We start from the raw sequence: 15887 nt of genomic DNA on the forward strand, positions 1-15887 counted from the left end.
CCGTGGCCTCTCCAGAACGGACGGCACCGATGACCGACCCCCACGACGTCTTCGAGCTCGCCGCCCAGCACGAGCAGGTCGTCTTCGCCAACGACCCCGCCACAGGGCTCCGCGCGATCATCGCGGTGCACTCCACCGCCCTCGGACCAGCCCTCGGCGGCACCCGGTTCTACAGCTACCCCAGCACCGGCGCCGCGCTGCGCGACGTCCTCGACCTCGCCCGCGGCATGTCCTACAAGGCCGCGCTGGCCGGGCTCGACCTCGGCGGCGGCAAGGCCGTCATCCTGGGGAACCCCGAGACCGACCGGTCCGAGGCCCTGCTGCGCGCGTACGGCCGGTTCGTGGAGACGCTCGGCGGCCGCTACCGCACCGCGTGCGACGTCGGCACCTGCTCGGCCGACATGGACCTGATCGCGCGGGAGACCCGGTTCGTCAGCGGCCGCACCGTCGCGCACGGGGGCGCCGGGGACAGCTCGGTGCTCACGGCGTACGGCGTGTTCCGCGGGATGCAGGCCGCCGCGGAATTCGCCTGGGGCGAGGAGTCCCTGGCCGGGCGCCGGGTCGGCGTGGCGGGCGTGGGCAAGGTCGGCCGGCACCTGGTGCGGCACCTGGTCGAGCAGGACGCCTCGGTCGTGGTGACCGACGTGTCCGACGCGGCCCTGGCCCGGGTCCGTGCGGAGCACCCGGAGGTGGACGTGGTCGCCTCGACGGCGGAGCTGGTCGCCGCGCCCCTGGACGTCTACGCGCCCTGCGCGCTCGGCGGCGCGGTCGATGACGACGTGCTCGAGGTCCTGAGCGCCCGCGTGGTCTGCGGTGCTGCCAACAACCAGCTCGCCCACCCGGGGATCGAGAAGTCGCTGGCGGACCGCGGGATCGTCTACGCGCCCGACTACTGCGTCAACGCCGGCGGCCTGATCCAGGTCGCCGACGAGCTCGATCCGGCCGGCTTCTCCTTCGAGCGCGCCCAGCAGCGCGCTGAGGGAATCGCCGCCACGACCCGCGAGGTGCTCGAGGTGGCGGCCCGCGACGCGATCCCGTCGGCGACCGCCGCGGACCGGCTCGCCGAGACGCGGATGCGCGACGTCGGCCGACTGCGTGGGATCTGGGTGCCCTGAGGAGGCCCGCCGGTCAGGCCGGGCGGCACCCCGGGTCAGTCACGACGAGGCTCGGCGTAGTCCGACCACTCGTCGGGGTCCTCGCGGGGCTGGTCGTTGTCGGAATCGCCGTGCAGCTCCTGGGCCAGTTTCCCGAAGTCCGTCTCGTGAGTGCGGTACTTCAGGTCGCGGGCGACCTTCGTCTGCTTGGCCTTTGCTCGGCCGCGCCCCATAGGGTCAGCCCCCTCGCACGCTCGGCCGGGGCACACTGGCACCCGGGCTGTCCTCAGAAAAAATATCTCGTGGGCGCAACGCTACCTGTTGCCGGGGTGTTCCCGCACATCGCCTCGCCCCGGGTGTCGCCCGACACCCGGAGAAGCGCGTCCGGTCAGTCCCAGCCGGGGTGCTGGCCGCTGAGCAGGGCCCGGCCGCCGTCGGTCTCGGACATCGCGACCTCACCGGCGACCCAGGCGCGCACGCCGTGCTCCTCGAGCAACGCGATCGCCCGGTCGACGTCGTCGGGCGGGGTGAGCGCCACCATCCCGACGCCGCAGTTCAGGGTCATCTCCAGGTCGGCCTGGGAGATCGCGCCGACCTGGCGGACCAGGTCGAAGATCGGCTGCGGAGACCAGGTCCGGCGGTCGATCCGGGCGACCACCTCGGCCGGCAGGACCCGCTCCAGGTTGGCGGCCAGGCCGCCGCCGGTGACGTGCGACATCGCGTGGGTGTCGGTCTCCCGGGCCAGCGCCAGGCAGGCCTTGGCGTAGATCCGGGTCGGGGTCAGCAGCTCCTCGCCGAGCGCCTTGCCGAGCTCGGGGACGTTGCGGTCCAGCGCCCAGCCGGCCTGCTCCAGCAGCACGTGGCGCACCAGCGAGTAGCCGTTGGAGTGCAGGCCGCTGGCGGCCATCGCGATCACGACGTCGCCGGGCCGGACCCGCGCGGGGCCGAGCAGGTCGTCGGCCTCGACGACACCGGTGGTGGCCCCGGCCACGTCGTACTCGTCGGGGCCCAGCAGCCCGGGGTGCTCGGCGGTCTCGCCGCCCACCAGGGCGCAGCCGGCCTCGATGCAGGCCTCGGCGATGCCCTTGACGATGGCCGCGATCCGCTCCGGGACGACCCGGCCGGTCGCGATGTAGTCGGTCATGAACAGCGGCTCGGCGCCGCACACGACCAGGTCGTCGACGACCATCCCGACCAGGTCGAACCCGATCGTGTCGTGGACGTCCATGGCCTGGGCGATCGCGACCTTGGTGCCGACGCCGTCGGTGGAGGTCGCGAGCAGCGGTCGCTTGTACGTCGTCAGCGCCGAGGCGTCGAAGAGGCCGGCGAAGCCGCCCAGCCCGCCGATCATCTCCGGACGGCGGGCCTTCTCGACCCACCCCTTCATCAGGTCGATGGCGCGGTCGGCAGCGTGGATGTCCACGCCGGCGGCGGCGTAGGCGTTCTCGCCCGGCACCGCGGCGGATGGTTCGGTCACGGGCACGGTCCTCACGGGTTGTTCAGCACGGGCAGTGCCTTGCCCACGGTGGGCGACTGGAGGCTGGTCTCCAGCAGATGCTTGCCGAGCAGGCTCTCGTCGGGCAGCGCCACCGGGTACTCGCCGGTGAAGCAGGCCTGGCACAGCCGCTGTGCGGGCTGGTCGGTGGCCTCGATCATCCCCTCCAGGGAGATGTAGCCGAGGCTGTCGGCGCCGACGCTCGCGGCGATCTCCTCGGGGGTGAGCCCGTTGGCGATCAGCTCGGCCCGGGTGGCGAAGTCGATGCCGTAGAAGCACGGCCACTTCACCGGCGGGCTGGAGATCCGCACGTGCACCTCGAGGGCGCCGGCCTCCCGCAGCATCCGCACCTGGGCGCGCTGGGTGTTGCCGCGCACGATCGAGTCGTCGACCACGACGATCCGCTTGCCGCGGATCATGTGGTCCAGCGCGTTCAACTTCAGCCGGATGCCGAGCTGGCGCAGGGTCTGGCTGGGCTGGATGAACGTGCGCCCGACGTAGGCGTTCTTCACGAACCCCTGGCCGAACGGGATGCCGCTCTCCTCGGCGTACCCGGCCGCGGCGGGGGTCCCGGACTCCGGCACCGGGATGACCAGGTCGGCCTCGACGGGGTACTCCCGCGCCAGCTGACGGCCCATCTCGACCCGGGACTCGTGGACGCTGCGACCGCTGATGGTGGCGTCGGGGCGGGCCAGGTAGACGTACTCGAAGACGCAGCCCTTGCGGTCCGGCTCGGCGAACCGGTGCGAGCGCAGGCCGTTCTCGTCGATGACGATCATCTCGCCGGGCTCGACCTCGCGGACCACGCTGGCGCCGATGGTGGCCAGGGCGGCGTCCTCGGAGGCGACCACCCAGCCGCGCTCGAGGCGGCCCAGGACCAGCGGCCGGATCCCCTGCGGGTCGCGGGCGGCGTACAGGGTGTTCTCGTTCATCCACACGAAGCAGAACGCGCCGCGCAGCTGCGGCAGCACCTCGAGCGCCCGCTCCTCCAGCGTGGTGTCGGGGTGGTGGGCCAGCAGCGCGGTGACCAGGCCGGTGTCGTTGGTCGAGGCCTCCTGGGGGCGCTGCAGGTCCAGCTCCTCCTCCGGGAGCGGCAGCGCCGCGACCATCTCGCGCAGCTCGTGGGTGTTGATCAGGTTGCCGTTGTGACCCAGCGCGATGGAGCCGTCCGCGGTGGGGCGGAACGTCGGCTGGGCGTTCTGCCAGGTGCTCGCGCCGGTCGTGGAGTAGCGCGAGTGCCCGATCGCGAGGTGACCCTTGAGCGAGGCCAGCGTGGTCTCGTCGAAGACCTGCGAGACCAGGCCCATGTCCTTGTAGACCAGGATCTGGCGGCCGTTGCTGACAGCGATGCCGGCCGACTCCTGACCGCGGTGCTGCAGGGCGTAGAGGCCGAAGTAGGTCAGCTTCGCGATGTCCTCGCCGGGCGCCCAGACGCCGAAGACCCCGCAGGCGTCCTGAGGTCCCTGGTCCTGGGGGTCCAAAGCCGTGGTGAGTCTGCCGTCGCCACCGCGGCGGCCCGAGGCGCGCGCGCTGCCACTGCTGCTGAGGAAGGGCACGGCCGTCAGTCTACGGTCCCGGCGCGCTGGTGCCGATCCGCCGACCTCTGCTGGACCGGTCCGAGCCGTCCCGCGAGAACCGGGGAGTGACCTTCTGCGTTCCGCTCCGTTGAAGGGGCAACCAAAGTTAAGGTCCCTTGTCCCGCTCTCTTTCCTCCGTCTCCCCCCAGGATCATGACCGACACCACGCAGCCGGGGCACGCACCCGCAGGCACGTCGCGCTGGATCGACCTGTCCCGGGACTCCCTGCAGCTGATCGCCGAGGGAGTCACCGAGACCGCCGGCTTCGGTGTCGCCGCGATCAGCGTCGCCCGGGACGACGGCTACCTGCACGTCACCGCCGTCGCCGGCAACGAGGACGCCCGACGCACGCTCAAGGGCCACCGGACCGCCATCGACGAGCTGATGGACGAGGTCGCCAAGGGCGACGACTGGGGCCTGCTGACGTTCGTGCCCCACGAGCGCATGCAGCTCGAGGACGGCCAGTGGGGCTGGGTCCCCGACATCGTGCCCCTCGACGAGCCGGACGCCTGGCACCCGCTCGACCTGCTCGTCGCGCTGCTCTACGACACCGAGGGCGTGCTCCGCGGAACCCTGACCATCGACCTGCCCGAGGACGGCAGGCGGCCCAGCCCCGCGCAGCGCCGGCTGCTGAACCGGTACGCCGCGCAGACCGGGCGGGCGGTGCTCACGATCCTGGAGCGCGAGGAGCTCGCCGACCAGGTACGTCTCGCCGAGGCGGCCCGGCTGGTGGTCCGGCGGGCGTCGGTGCAGCGCTCGCTGCCTCGCATCCTGGAGGTCGCCCAGCCCGCCCTGGTCGAGGGGTTCCGCGCGGCCGGGATGTGGATCCAGACGGTCGACGAGGACGGCCTGGGGCACGGCAAGGTGCACGCCAACAACGGCTCGGAGATCGAGCTCCCCGCCGAGATCGTGAGGATCGCGGAGCGGGCCGCGCGGGCGGCCTGGCACGCCCAGGCGCCCCAGATCGTCACCCGCGGGCGCTCCTTCGCCCACGGCGTCACCGAGGCCGAGGGCGAGCAGATCTTCGCGTTCCTCGACAGCATCGAGATCGGCTCCCTGCTCTTCGTGCCGATCGGCGTCGGCGACGAGTGCCTCGGCAACCTGGTCCTCACCCGGGCGCCGAAGGCGACCGTGTGGAGCGAGACCGAGGCGTCGGCGGCGCTCGACATCGGGCGCGACCTCGGCAGCGCGATCCTCAACGCCCGGGCGTTCGAGCGCGAGCACCGGCTGGTGGAGCAGCTGCAGGAGCTCGACACCTACAAGAGCCAGCTGATCGCGACGGTGTCCCACGAGCTGAAGAACCCGCTCACCTCGATCCTGGGGCACCTGGAGATCCTGGAGTCGGTCGAGCTGGAGCGCCCGGTGCGCACCTCGCTGTCCGCGATGGAGCGAGGTGCCCGGCGCCTGGGCCGCGTGGTGGACGACCTGCTGCTGCTGTCGAAGGTGGGCGATCCGGGCAACCCGCTCCTGGCGCGCGCCGTCGACATGCGCTCGATCGTCGACGACGTCGTGGACATGGTCGCCGTCTCGGCGGCCCGCGGCGGCCTGAAGGTCGAGGTGGCGCCGCCCGAGCAGCCCCTGCACGCGCTGGGCGACGCCGTGGAGCTGGACCGCGTGGTGTCCAACCTGGTCAGCAACGCGGTGAAGTACACCCCCGAGGGCGGGTCGATCCGCATCACGCTGGCCCGGCAGGGCGACGAGGTGGTGCTGACCTGCGCCGACGACGGCCTGGGCATCTCCGCCGACGACCAGCAGCGGCTGTTCCGCGAGTTCTTCCGCTCCACCAACCCCGAGGCCGTCGCCCGCCCGGGCACCGGGCTGGGCCTGGCCATCGTGCGGCGCATCGTGGAGCGCCACGGCGGCCGGATCGAGGTCGAGTCCGAGCTCGGCCGCGGCAGCTGCTTCCGGGTCTTCCTGCCCGCGGCCTGAGCCCGGCCCTCGGCCGCGCCTCGATCGGCCCCTGCGTCAGGCGCCGAGGTTGCGCAGCAGCAGCGCCTCGGCGAGGACGACCCGCTCGAACTCCGCGAGGTGCAGGCCCTCGTTGGCCCCGTGGGCGCGGGTGTCGGGGTCCTCGACGCCGGTGACCAGCACGCTGGCCTGCGGGAACGCCTCGAGGAACTCGGCGATGAACGGGATCGAGCCGCCCACGCCCATGTCGACGGGAGCGGTGCCGTCCCAGGCCTCGGCGAACGCCGCGCGCGCCGCGTCGTACGCCGGGCCGGTGGCGTCGATCGCGGTCGCCTCGCCGGTGTCCACCACCGTGAACTGCAGCTGCGCGCCCCACGGGACGTGCTGCTCGCAGTGGCGGCGCAGGCACTCGACGGCGTTCTGGGTCGTGTCGCCGGGGGCGATGCGCATCGAGATCCGGGCCCGGGCCGCGGGGATCAGGGTGTTGCTGGCGCCGGCCACCTTGGGCGCGTCCAGGCCGGTGATGCTGAGCGCCGGCTTGGTCCACAGCCGCTCGACGACGGGTCCGCTCCCGATCCACTCCACGCCCGGGTTGACGCCCGACTCCGCGCGCAGCCGCGCCTCGGGGTACTCCACGTCGGCGGCGGGGCCGGCGTGCAGGCCGGCGACCGCGACGTTGCCCTCGTCGTCGTGCAGGCTGGCGATCAGCCGGCTCAGCGTCATCAGCGCGTCGGGGACCAGGCCGCCCCACATGCCGGAGTGCACGGCGTGGGTGAGGGTGCGGACCTCCACGTCGGCGCGGACCAGGCCGCGCAGGCTGGTGGTCAGGGCCGGTTCGCCGATGTCCCAGTTGCCGGAGTCGGCGATCACGATGACGTCGGCGGAGAGCCGGTCGCGGTGGGCCCGGAGCAGGTCCGGCAGGCTCTCGGAGCCCATCTCCTCCTCGCCCTCGATGAACATCGTGACGCTCACCGGCAGGTCGTCGCCGAAGACCCGCAGCGCGCCGAGGTGGGCGGCGATGCCGGCCTTGTCGTCGGCCGCACCGCGGCCGTAGAGGCGCTCGCCGCGCTCGGTGGGCTCGAACGGCGGACTGTCCCAGTCGGCGTGGTCGTTCTCGGGCTGCACGTCGTGGTGGGCGTAGAGGAGCACGGTCGGGGCGCCCTCGGGGCCGGCCTTGTGGGCGATCACGGCCGGCGCGCCGCCGTCCTCGCGGGCGCTGACGATCTCGACGGAGTCGAAGCGCTCGGCGCGGAACAGCTCGGCGACCGCCTCGGCGCTGCGCTGCACCTCGCCGGCCCGGGCGGGGTCGGCGCTGACCGACTCGATGCGGACCAGGTCCTCGAGGTCCCGGCGCAGGGCCGGGAGGAGCTGCTGGACCTGGGCGCGGATGTCGTTGCTCATGCCCCCAACCTAGGAGGTCGGCCCCGGGTCGTGCAGCGGCAGGTACGGCGTGAGGTCGGCGCGCTCGCCGCTGGCCCGCAGCCGGCCGGCCTGCTCGGCCTCGGTCCAGGTGAGCTCGCCGGTCGCCAGCGCGATCCAGGTCGCGGCGTCGGTCTCGACGACCGCCGGCGGGGTGCCCCGGGTGTGCCGCACCCCCGGGATCACCTGCACCGCGGCGTACGGCGGCACCCGGACCTCCACCGACTTCCCCGGCGCCAGGTCCTCGAGCACTGCCATGAAGTGCTTGACCAGCAGCCGCAGGTCGGCCCGGTCCGGGTCCCCGGAGCGGACCCGGTCCAGGGCGGCGGCGACGGCGGCGGGATCGGCCGGGCGGAGTCGGGCGGGCACGGCCCGGAGCCTAGTCGGCCGGTCCGCCGACCTATCCGCCCGCCGGGACCCGGGCGCACTCCTCGGCGCCGCAGGCGTCGAGCAGGAACCGGGTGACGTCGAGGGTGCCGCCGGCCCGGGGCTGGATCCAGGCCAGGTCGAGCGTGCGCTCGTCGACCACCCGGGCACCGAGGAAGCGCCAGGCCCGCTCCTCGGGGAGCAGGTGGCGGGCGACCTCCGTGGCGGTCCAGCGCAGTCGCCAGCCCGCGGCTCGGCGGGGTCGGCCGCGCAGGTCACGCAGGGCGTCCCGCTCGGCGGCCGCCTGCGGAGTCCACCAGTGCGGTGCGCAGCGCTCCCGCAGCCAGCCCGGCAGGGCGGCCTCGATGTCGTCCACCGCGGCGCCCGACGCTGCCACCGGCAGCGCCGCCCCCAGGACCTCGCGGAGCCGGTCGAGCACCCCACCGGCCGGCGCTGCGGTGAGCGCGCGCCGGCGCCCGAGGTGGAAGACGCTGCCGCCCGGCGCCGGCCACTCCGGGGCTCCCAGCCGCGCCAGCTCGGCGTCGCAGGAGGGGTCCAGGCCGCCCCAGTCGAGCGGGCCCTGGTCGGCGAGCCAGCCGACCCGCCGCCGCTCGGCGTACGCCGGGCGCGGGGCGTCGTCGTCGGGCGCGCCGCCGTCGACCCATACCCGCGAGACCCGGTCCTCGAGCCGCCAGCCGCCGGGCTCGGCGTACCAGGCGAGCAGTGGGCCGACGTCCCACGCGGCCTCCACCTCGCCGCGGCCCAGGCCCCCGGTCAGCCGGGCGTGGGCCGGGTCGCCCCGCAGCTCCCGGTCCTCGACGGTCAGCCGCACCTCGCGCCCCGCGGCCCGCTCCGCGGCGACGACCGGCGCCACCAGGCGCAGTGCGGCCAGGTCGTCGCTCACGGCGCCGTCACCGGCGGAAGACCGGCGGCTGCGCCTCGAGCTCCGCGACCACTGCCGGGTCGAGGTCCCCGAGGGAGACGATCCGCACCAGCGGAACCGCCAGCTCCTCGAGGCTCGCGGTGGCGCTCAGGGCACCGTCGAGGGCGTCCACGATCGACTCGTGGGCCTCCTCACCGCCGTCGGTGCGGTAGACGAGGAGCCCGATCCACGGGCTGTCGTCGATGTTGTAGATCAGTGCCCAGACCCGGTCGACGAACGCGTAGCGCCCGGCCGCGGCGGCCAGCGCCTCGCGCAGTGCGTCCGGAAGCAGTGGCCACTGCTTGAACGCCGAGTGCGTCCCCGCCGGGAACGGCTCGGTCAGCGGCTTCAGCGACGCGGCGTACTCGGGCGCGAGCACCAGGCCGGCCGGGGTGTCCGGGTCGACGGCCACGCCGACCCCCTCCGGCAGCTCGGCCAGTCGCGACCGCACGTCGGTCTGGAGGAGCCGGAAGCCGTCGGGCAGCGCGGCGCGCGCAGTGTCCGCCTCGGTCCACATCGCCAGCAGCGGCCGGCCGTCCTCCCCCAGGAGGGAGTAGAACTGCTGGCGCGCGGGGTCGAAGCCGATCAGGGCGTGCCCGAGCAGGAAGGCCCACTTGCTGGCGAAGGTCGGCGTCGGCTCGCTCATCGGGGACCACCGTAGTACCCGCTGCCCTGGAAGACCCGGGCGATGGACCCGAGGCTCTGCTGGAGCTGGACGTCGATGTTGAGCTGACCGAGGTCGGGCGCCCGGAACCGGTCCGGGTTGTGACGGACCTCGTCCTGGTAGGTGATGTCGGGTCGCGGGTTGTCAGCGTCGGTGAGGTTGATCTTCCCGAGGTTTCCCGCGGCGTCGAGCTTGGCCAGCTCGCTGTTGATCTCACCTGCCGGCACGCCGGTGAGGTCGATCGGGTTGCCGCTGGCGTCGATGATCGAGAGGTCGCCGCTGCTCAGTCCCTCCTTGATGTCGAGGAAGTACTGCTGGGTGCCGCCCGCGCCGTACTGCGGGTTCGCGAGGGTCTCCCCGGTCGCGGCCGGCACCGGGTTGTTGACCTGGATCTCGACGACCGAGCCGCGGTAGTCGTGGACGTTCGGGCCGACCTGGAGGCCCTCCCACACGTCGGGAGCCGAGTTGCCGTGGGCCGCGGCGTTGCCGCCTGGGGCGGCGTAGTTGCTGATGCCGGGGAAGCCGACCTCGATCGTGGTACCGGTTTCGAGCGTGACGTTGCGGTAGTCGTCGATGCCGGGGAAGGCCCCCGAGCCCTGCCACTCGCGGGCTCGGGCCGCCACCCCCGAGATCTGGTTGTCGATCGAGACGAAGCCGTGGGCGATGTCCATGACCGTGGTCCGCAGCTGCGGAAGGGCAAGCGCGCCCTCGCTGCCGAGGATGCGCACGGCGCCCTGGACCCCGGGCACGAAGCCCCGGCGCAGGATCGCCGCCGTCTGCGCCAGCCCGACGACGGCGGTCTTGACAGCACCGGCCAGGTGGGCGCCGGCGGCCAGCAGGCCGCCGCTCTTGAACGCCGTGGAGAGCGCCGCGAGCGTGGTCAGGCCCTTGAACCCGGGGATGCAGTCCAGCGCGGCGAACGCGACGTCCCACAGGCTGCCCTCGCCGTTGGCGTACTTCATCAGCGTGTCGGCGAGCACGATCAGCGCGGCCGCCAGCACCACCCAGGCGAGCGGTCCGCCGATGAAGAGCACGATCACGCCCAGCACTGCCACGACGACCTTCGCGATCGTGACCAGCACCGACCAGGCGTCGGCGAGCCCGTCCTTGAAGCGCTCCCAGCGCGAGCGGGGCGCCAGGCCCGCGTCCGCGGCGGAACGCACCCGGCTGGCGGCCTCGCGGCCGTCGCTGCGGCGCGCCTCGCCGGCGTCCGCGGCCAGGGCCTTCGCCGCGTCCAGGCGCGCCTGGGCGTTGTCGACCAGGCCCTGCGCGGCCGAGCGCGCCGCGTCGGCGGCCCGCATCCGGTCCTGGGCGGCCTGGACCTGCTCGGGGGTGGGCGTGAGGCCGGTGAGACCGGGGTCGTTGCGGGCGCCGTCGACCTGGCCCTCGGCGCTGGACAGCTTCGACTGGGCCGAGGCCAGGTCGGACTTCGCCTCACGGCCGCGCTGGAGCTGGGTGTCGGCGCCGGACTGGTGGTGCTCGAGCCGGCCGGCCCACCAGTACATCGCCTCCGAGGCGAGCCGGTAGGAGTCCTTGACCTTGCGCAGCTGGTCGGGCAGGTCGCTGGACCGGGTCCGGAAGTTGTCGCCGGCCTGGCCGATCCAGGTCACGGCCGCGTCGTCGCCGAGCAGCCCGCGCAGCGTCGTCTCGGCGTACTCCGCGTCGTCGGCGACGTCGGACCAGCGGCGGGCGACCTGGCGGATCTCCCAGGGCTCGCCGGGCGTCGGGTCCCCGAAGCCGAAGACGTCGTACCAGTCAGTCGGCCTGGACATCGACTAGCTCCTCCTGCGGAGTCGTGGGGCTGGGTTCGTCGAGGGGGACGACGCGGAACGTCGAGGTGACCGCGTCGAACAGGTCGAGCAGGGCGTCGGCCAAGGCCAGCACCGGCGAGCTCGCCGAGATCAGGAACGTGCGGCGGTGCTCGGGCACCGGCACGGCGGTGACCATGAAGACGTGGCGGATCAGGCCGCCGTCGGGCGCCGGGGCGTCGTCGATGCCGCTGCTGCGTGGGCAGGCCCCGATCCTCGGGATGTCGACCATGCTGGTGTGGGCGTACGGCGCCAACAGGTCGCCGGTGCGGGGCACCTGGCGGAAGCGCTCCTCCGGCGCGAGGACCACCTCGCCGGCCGGGTCCTCGACCAGGGTGACCGTCAGCGACCCCGTCACCGGGCCCTCCTCGGTCGGCAGGCTGAACCCGGCGGCGTACGTCGCGCCGGAGTCCCAGGCGCGGGCCGCGTGCTCGAGCAGCAGCTTCTCGATCCCCCGCCGCTGGGCCCACAGCTGCTCGTTGCCGCGGACCCGCTCCTCCACGAGCCGGGGGATGGCCTGGTCGCGGACTCCCGGGCGCAGCTCGAGCTCGTACCAGCTCTGCGGCACCGAGATCACGTAGCCCAGCCGGCCCTCGAGGCCGGCGACGGCGGGCCCGCTCATCGGGCCTGCACCGCGGTGGTCGAGGTCTCCTCCTCCTGGAGGGCCTCCCGCAGGTCGGTGTCGGTCTGGCGGTAGGCCTGGGCGGACTCCTCGACGGCGCCGACGATCGCCTCGATGTTCTCCTTGACCCGCCCGCGGCCGTCGTCCCAGTGGTTCTCGAAGTCGTCGAGCGCGCCGGCGACGTCCTCGGAGCCCATCGCGGAAGCACTGCCGTTCACGACGGACCTGGTCTGGTCCAGTCCGTCTCGAACTCCGGCCAGAGAGGTCACGAGACCCTCCAGCCCATCGATGTCCACCTCGAGATCGCCCATGCGTAGCCCTCCTTGGTGCGCGCGGCAGGGTGAACCTCCCCACCTGCGGCGGTTCCCAACCCCGATCGGCCCGACGAGCCCGGCCGGCCCCTCAGCCGGGGACCTCGCCGGCGGCGCGGGCGAACAGCTCGGCGGTGCGGGCGCACGCCTCGGCCAGCTCGGCCGGCTCCTCCACTGTGAAGTCGGCACCGACCTGGGCCAGCACCATGACCGGCCAGCGCAGGTCGTCGACGTTCATCTCCAGCCGGCACCCCTCGCCGTCCGCGACGACCTCGCCCCAGTGCCCTACCGCGGCGGCGAGCACCGCTGCCGGCGCCGCCACCCGCACCCGGACGGCGTAGCGCTGCGGCATCCGGCGGATCCCGGACTGGACGAAGGCCAGCGCGTCGCCGCCGGGGACCTCCCGGGGCCGGAACCGCTGACCGGTCGCCCGCGGCGCGGAGACCCGGTCCACCCGGAACGAGCGCCAGTCCTGCCGGTCCCGGTCGTGCGCGACGAGGTACCAGCGGCGCCCCAGCGCCACCAGCCGGTGCGGCTCGACCCGGCGCTCGACCGGCTCGGCCGCCGGCGCGGTGTAGGTGAAGTGCAGCGCCTCGTCGTCGCGGCAGGCCTGGGCCAGCGTGGTCAGCACCCCGGGCTCGACCACCGGGCCGCCCGCCCACGGCCCGGGGGCGTCGGTCTGCGAGCGCAGCGCCTGGACCCGGCCGCGCAGCCGCGGCGGCATCAGCGCGATCACCTTCGTCAGGGCCTGGACCGCCGACTCCTCCACCCCGGCCACCGGCCCGTGGGTCGCCTGACGCAGGCCGACGGCGATCGCGACCGCCTCCTCGTCCTCGAGCAGCAGCGGGGGCAGCGAGCCTCCGGCGCGGAGCTGGTAGCCCCCGGCGACGCCGCGCACCGAGTCCACGGCGTACCCGAGACCGCGCAGCCGGTCGATGTCGCGGCGCAGCGTGCGCTCGCTGACCTCGAGGCGCCCGGCGAGCTCCCCGCCGGCCCAGAACCGGTGGGTCTGGAGCAGGGAGAGGAGCCGGAGCATCCGGGCGCTGGTGGACACGTGCCGAACCTAGTTCCTCCAGCGGACAGAAACTGGCCGGAAGCACCGGGACGCTGGATCCATGAGCCAGACACCAGTGATCAGGACCCGCGGCCTGACCCGCCACTTCACCCGCGGCAAGAACACGATCGAGGCCGTGCGCGGCCTCGACCTGGAGGTCCAGCCGGGCGAGCTCGTCGCGTTCCTCGGGCCGAACGGCGCCGGCAAGTCCACGACCCTGCGGATGCTCACCACGCTGCTCGCGCCCACCTCCGGCACCGCCGAGGTCGCCGGGTACGACGTGGTCCGCCAGCACCGCGAGGTGCGCCGCTCGATCGGGTACGTCGGCCAGGGCAACGGCGCCGGGCACCTCCAGCGCGGCCGCGACGAGATGGTCAGCCAGGGCCGGGCCTTCGGGCTCTCGCGCCGCGACGCCCACGAGCGTGCCGAGCAGCTGCTCGACGCCTTCGACCTCGCCGAGCACGCCGGGCGGCCGGTCTCGACCCTCTCCGGCGGCCAGCGCCGCCGCCTGGACGTCGCGATCGGCCTCGTGCACTCACCGGGGCTGATGTTCCTCGACGAGCCGTCGACCGGGCTGGACCCGCAGAACCGGGCGAACCTGCAGGAGCAGGTGCTGCGGCTGCGGCGCGAGCACGGCACCACGATCGTGCTCACCACGCACTACCTCGAGGAGGCCGACTCGATCGCCGACCGGGTGGTCGTGATCGACCACGGGCTGGTGATCGCCGACGACACCGCGACCCGGCTCAAATCGGCCCTCGGCGACCTGGTCTCGCTCCGCCTCGAGTCGGCGACCGCGGCCGCGGCCGCCGCCGAGCGGGCCGCACGCGTCCCGGGGGCGAGCGTCGAGACCGACGGCGACCAGGTGCGACTGCGCGTCGCCCACGGCCGCGAGCTGGCCGCCTCGCTGGTCACCGACCTGGCCGCGGCCGGCACACCGGTCGCCTCGCTGGAGGTGGTCGGCCCGACCCTCGACGACGTCTTCCTCGACCTCACCGGGCGCAGCCTGCGCGAGTCCCGGACCTCCCCCGACACCACCACCCAGCCCGGCGAAGGAGCAGCAGCATGAGCACCGTCCACGACACCCCCGGCACCCCCGGCACCCCCGCCACCCTGGACATCCCGGTCCCGGCGCAGCCGCGGCCCACCCGAGCCCCGGGCTTCTGGACCGACACCTGGCTGGTGATGGTCCGCGAGCTCCGACCGGTGCTGCGCGAGCCGGCCTCGGTGCTGTTCGCGATGGTCCAGCCGCTGGTCTTCCTGGCCCTGTTCGCGCCGCTGCTGCCCGAGGTCGAGACCGGCTCGGCGCTGCAGTGGTTCGTCCCCGGCATCGTCGCGATGACAGCGCTGATGAGCGCGTCGTTCACGGGGTCGAACCTGATGGCGGAGATCCAGAGCGGCGCCCACGAGCGGCTGCTGGTCTCGCCGCTGTCGCGCTCCTCGCTGATCGTCGGCCGGTCGCTGAAAGAGGTCGTCCCGGTGCTGATGCAGACCGCGATCATCCTGGCCGTGGTCACCCCGTTCTCCTTCGACCTGCACCTGGGCGGGATGCTGATCGGGGTCGCCGTGCTCACCGCCTTCAGCGTCGGGATCGGCGCGCTGTCCTTCGCGCTGGCGCTGGCGAGCAGGGAGCAGGACTGGATGTTCTGGACCGTGCAGCAGACCGCGATCTTCCCGCTGCTGCTGCTCGCCGGGGTGCTGCTCCCGCTCGAGGGGGCGCCGGGCTGGCTGCAGGTGCTCTCGGACCTGAACCCGCTGACGTACGTCGTCGCGGCGACCCGGGAGACGTTCGCCGGGGTCTACGAGGCGGACACCATCGGGGCGGGCCTGCTCGCCAGCGCGGTGGTCGCCGTCGTCGGGCTGGTCGTCGGGGTCCGCGCGATGCGCCGGGCCGGCTGAGGCCGCCCCGGCCTCAGCCGACGAGGTCGAGGATCGAGACGGTCCGGTCCCACGCCGCCGAGCCGGTGTCGATCACCGCGTCGTGGTCGCCCTCGACCACGACCAGTTCGGCCCGGCCGCCCGCCGCCTGCACCCGGTCGACGTACTCCTCGGACTGCGACAGCGGCACGACGTCGTCCGCACGGCCGTGCACGCACCAGACCGGGATGTCCAGGGGCGCCAGCGCGATCGGGTCGTACGCCGCGTCGGCCGGGCCGGGCGGATGGCCCAGGAAGGCCTCGACCGCCCCGTCGCCCAGCCGGTCCCGGTGCGCGGACTCCAGGTCGAGGACCCCGGCCTGGGAGATCACCTGGGTGAGCACGCCGCCGCCCCCGGCCCAGGTGGCGAGGTGGCCGCCGGCGGAGTGACCGAGGCCGACCACCGTGGAGAGGTCGAGGTCCAGCTCCGGGTCCCGCAGCCGCTCCAGGGCCGCCGTCAGGTCCTGGAGGGTCTGCGGGGCGCCGCCGCCGTTGCCGACCCGGCGGTACTCCACGTTCCAGACGACCCAGTCGCGGTCGGCCAGGTCCGCGGCGAGGGGCCGGCCCAGGGCCAGGTCGTAGGCGGCCTTCCAGAACCCGCCGTGGACCACGACCACCACCCCCCGCGGTGCGCCGGGCGGCCAGGTGAGCTCGCCGAACTGGCTCGGGTCCGGGCCGTACTCGATGCGCTGCATGGGCTCATCCTGCCCCCCGGGCGCTCGCCCGGACGC

16 protein-coding genes are annotated in these 15887 nt (G+C 74.0%); 4 read left to right on the forward strand and 12 right to left on the reverse strand.

The features are described 5' to 3' along the window. Positions 1–29: 29 nt before the first annotated feature. A complete protein-coding gene (locus EBO35_RS17660) occupies positions 30–1115 on the forward strand; it encodes a Glu/Leu/Phe/Val family dehydrogenase (protein ID WP_122818888.1) in 1086 nt (361 codons plus the stop codon). A 35-nt stretch (positions 1116–1150) separates the two neighbouring features. Here the strand turns inward: EBO35_RS17660 and EBO35_RS17665 are convergent, their stop codons facing one another. From EBO35_RS17665 to purF, 3 genes are all read right to left on the reverse strand, one after another. After that, complete coding sequence (locus EBO35_RS17665; protein WP_122818889.1) at positions 1151–1327, reverse strand: DUF3073 domain-containing protein; 177 nt, start codon at positions 1325–1327, stop codon at positions 1151–1153. 155 nt (positions 1328–1482) lie between these two features. Beyond that, the gene (purM, locus tag EBO35_RS17670; RefSeq protein ID WP_122818890.1) at positions 1483–2571 is read right to left on the reverse strand and encodes a phosphoribosylformylglycinamidine cyclo-ligase; all 1089 of its coding nucleotides are present in this window, start codon (positions 2569–2571) and stop codon (positions 1483–1485) included. 11 nt (positions 2572–2582) lie between these two features. Beyond that, positions 2583–4145, reverse strand: a complete 1563-nt coding sequence (gene purF / locus EBO35_RS17675; protein WP_122818891.1) for an amidophosphoribosyltransferase — start codon at positions 4143–4145, stop codon at positions 2583–2585. Between the two features lie 174 nt (positions 4146–4319). On the opposite strand from purF, the gene EBO35_RS17680 reads away from it, so the two are divergent. Continuing rightward, a complete protein-coding gene (locus EBO35_RS17680; RefSeq protein WP_122818892.1) occupies positions 4320–6095 on the forward strand; it encodes a sensor histidine kinase in 1776 nt (591 codons plus the stop codon). A gap of 36 nt (positions 6096–6131) precedes the next feature. Here the strand turns inward: EBO35_RS17680 and EBO35_RS17685 are convergent, their stop codons facing one another. The 8 genes from EBO35_RS17685 to EBO35_RS17720 form a co-directional block, all read right to left on the reverse strand. Continuing rightward, entirely contained in the window at positions 6132–7475 is a 1344-nt protein-coding gene (locus EBO35_RS17685; RefSeq protein ID WP_122818893.1) for a dipeptidase, read from the reverse strand. 9 nt (positions 7476–7484) lie between these two features. Then, positions 7485–7862 (reverse strand): sterol carrier family protein, encoded by a 378-nt coding sequence (locus tag EBO35_RS17690; RefSeq protein ID WP_122818894.1) that lies wholly within the window; start codon positions 7860–7862, stop codon positions 7485–7487. Between the two features lie 31 nt (positions 7863–7893). After that, complete coding sequence (locus EBO35_RS17695) at positions 7894–8763, reverse strand: hypothetical protein (RefSeq protein ID WP_122818895.1); 870 nt, start codon at positions 8761–8763, stop codon at positions 7894–7896. Between the two features lie 7 nt (positions 8764–8770). Next, a complete protein-coding gene (locus EBO35_RS17700) occupies positions 8771–9427 on the reverse strand; it encodes a hypothetical protein (RefSeq protein WP_122818896.1) in 657 nt (218 codons plus the stop codon). Then, on the reverse strand, positions 9424–11217 hold the full coding sequence (locus EBO35_RS17705; protein WP_122818897.1) for a hypothetical protein: 1794 nt from the start codon (positions 11215–11217) through the stop codon (positions 9424–9426). Before EBO35_RS17705 ends, EBO35_RS17700 begins: the two co-directional genes overlap by 4 nt. Then, a complete protein-coding gene (locus EBO35_RS17710; protein WP_122818898.1) occupies positions 11201–11875 on the reverse strand; it encodes a hypothetical protein in 675 nt (224 codons plus the stop codon). The genes EBO35_RS17705 and EBO35_RS17710 overlap by 17 nt, the downstream gene beginning before the upstream one ends. Further along, the gene (locus tag EBO35_RS17715) at positions 11872–12093 is read right to left on the reverse strand and encodes a hypothetical protein (RefSeq protein ID WP_164478030.1); all 222 of its coding nucleotides are present in this window, start codon (positions 12091–12093) and stop codon (positions 11872–11874) included. Before EBO35_RS17715 ends, EBO35_RS17710 begins: the two co-directional genes overlap by 4 nt. 184 nt (positions 12094–12277) lie before the next feature. Continuing rightward, positions 12278–13240, reverse strand: a complete 963-nt coding sequence (locus tag EBO35_RS17720) for a helix-turn-helix transcriptional regulator (RefSeq protein ID WP_241153761.1) — start codon at positions 13238–13240, stop codon at positions 12278–12280. A 61-nt stretch (positions 13241–13301) separates the two neighbouring features. Between EBO35_RS17720 and EBO35_RS17725 the strand changes: the two genes are divergently transcribed. Next, positions 13302–14309: an ATP-binding cassette domain-containing protein gene (locus EBO35_RS17725; protein ID WP_122818900.1), complete on the forward strand. Its 1008-nt coding sequence runs from the start codon at positions 13302–13304 to the stop codon at positions 14307–14309. Next, positions 14306–15139: an ABC transporter permease gene (locus EBO35_RS17730; protein ID WP_122818901.1), complete on the forward strand. Its 834-nt coding sequence runs from the start codon at positions 14306–14308 to the stop codon at positions 15137–15139. Before EBO35_RS17725 ends, EBO35_RS17730 begins: the two co-directional genes overlap by 4 nt. Before the next feature lie 13 nt (positions 15140–15152). On the opposite strand, the gene EBO35_RS17735 is transcribed toward EBO35_RS17730, so the two are convergent. Beyond that, a complete protein-coding gene (locus tag EBO35_RS17735; protein WP_122818902.1) occupies positions 15153–15851 on the reverse strand; it encodes an alpha/beta hydrolase family protein in 699 nt (232 codons plus the stop codon). Positions 15852–15887 lie beyond the last annotated feature (36 nt).

This window comes from Nocardioides pantholopis (genome assembly GCF_003710085.1).
Classification (GTDB): Bacteria; Actinomycetota; Actinomycetes; order Propionibacteriales; family Nocardioidaceae; genus Nocardioides; species Nocardioides pantholopis.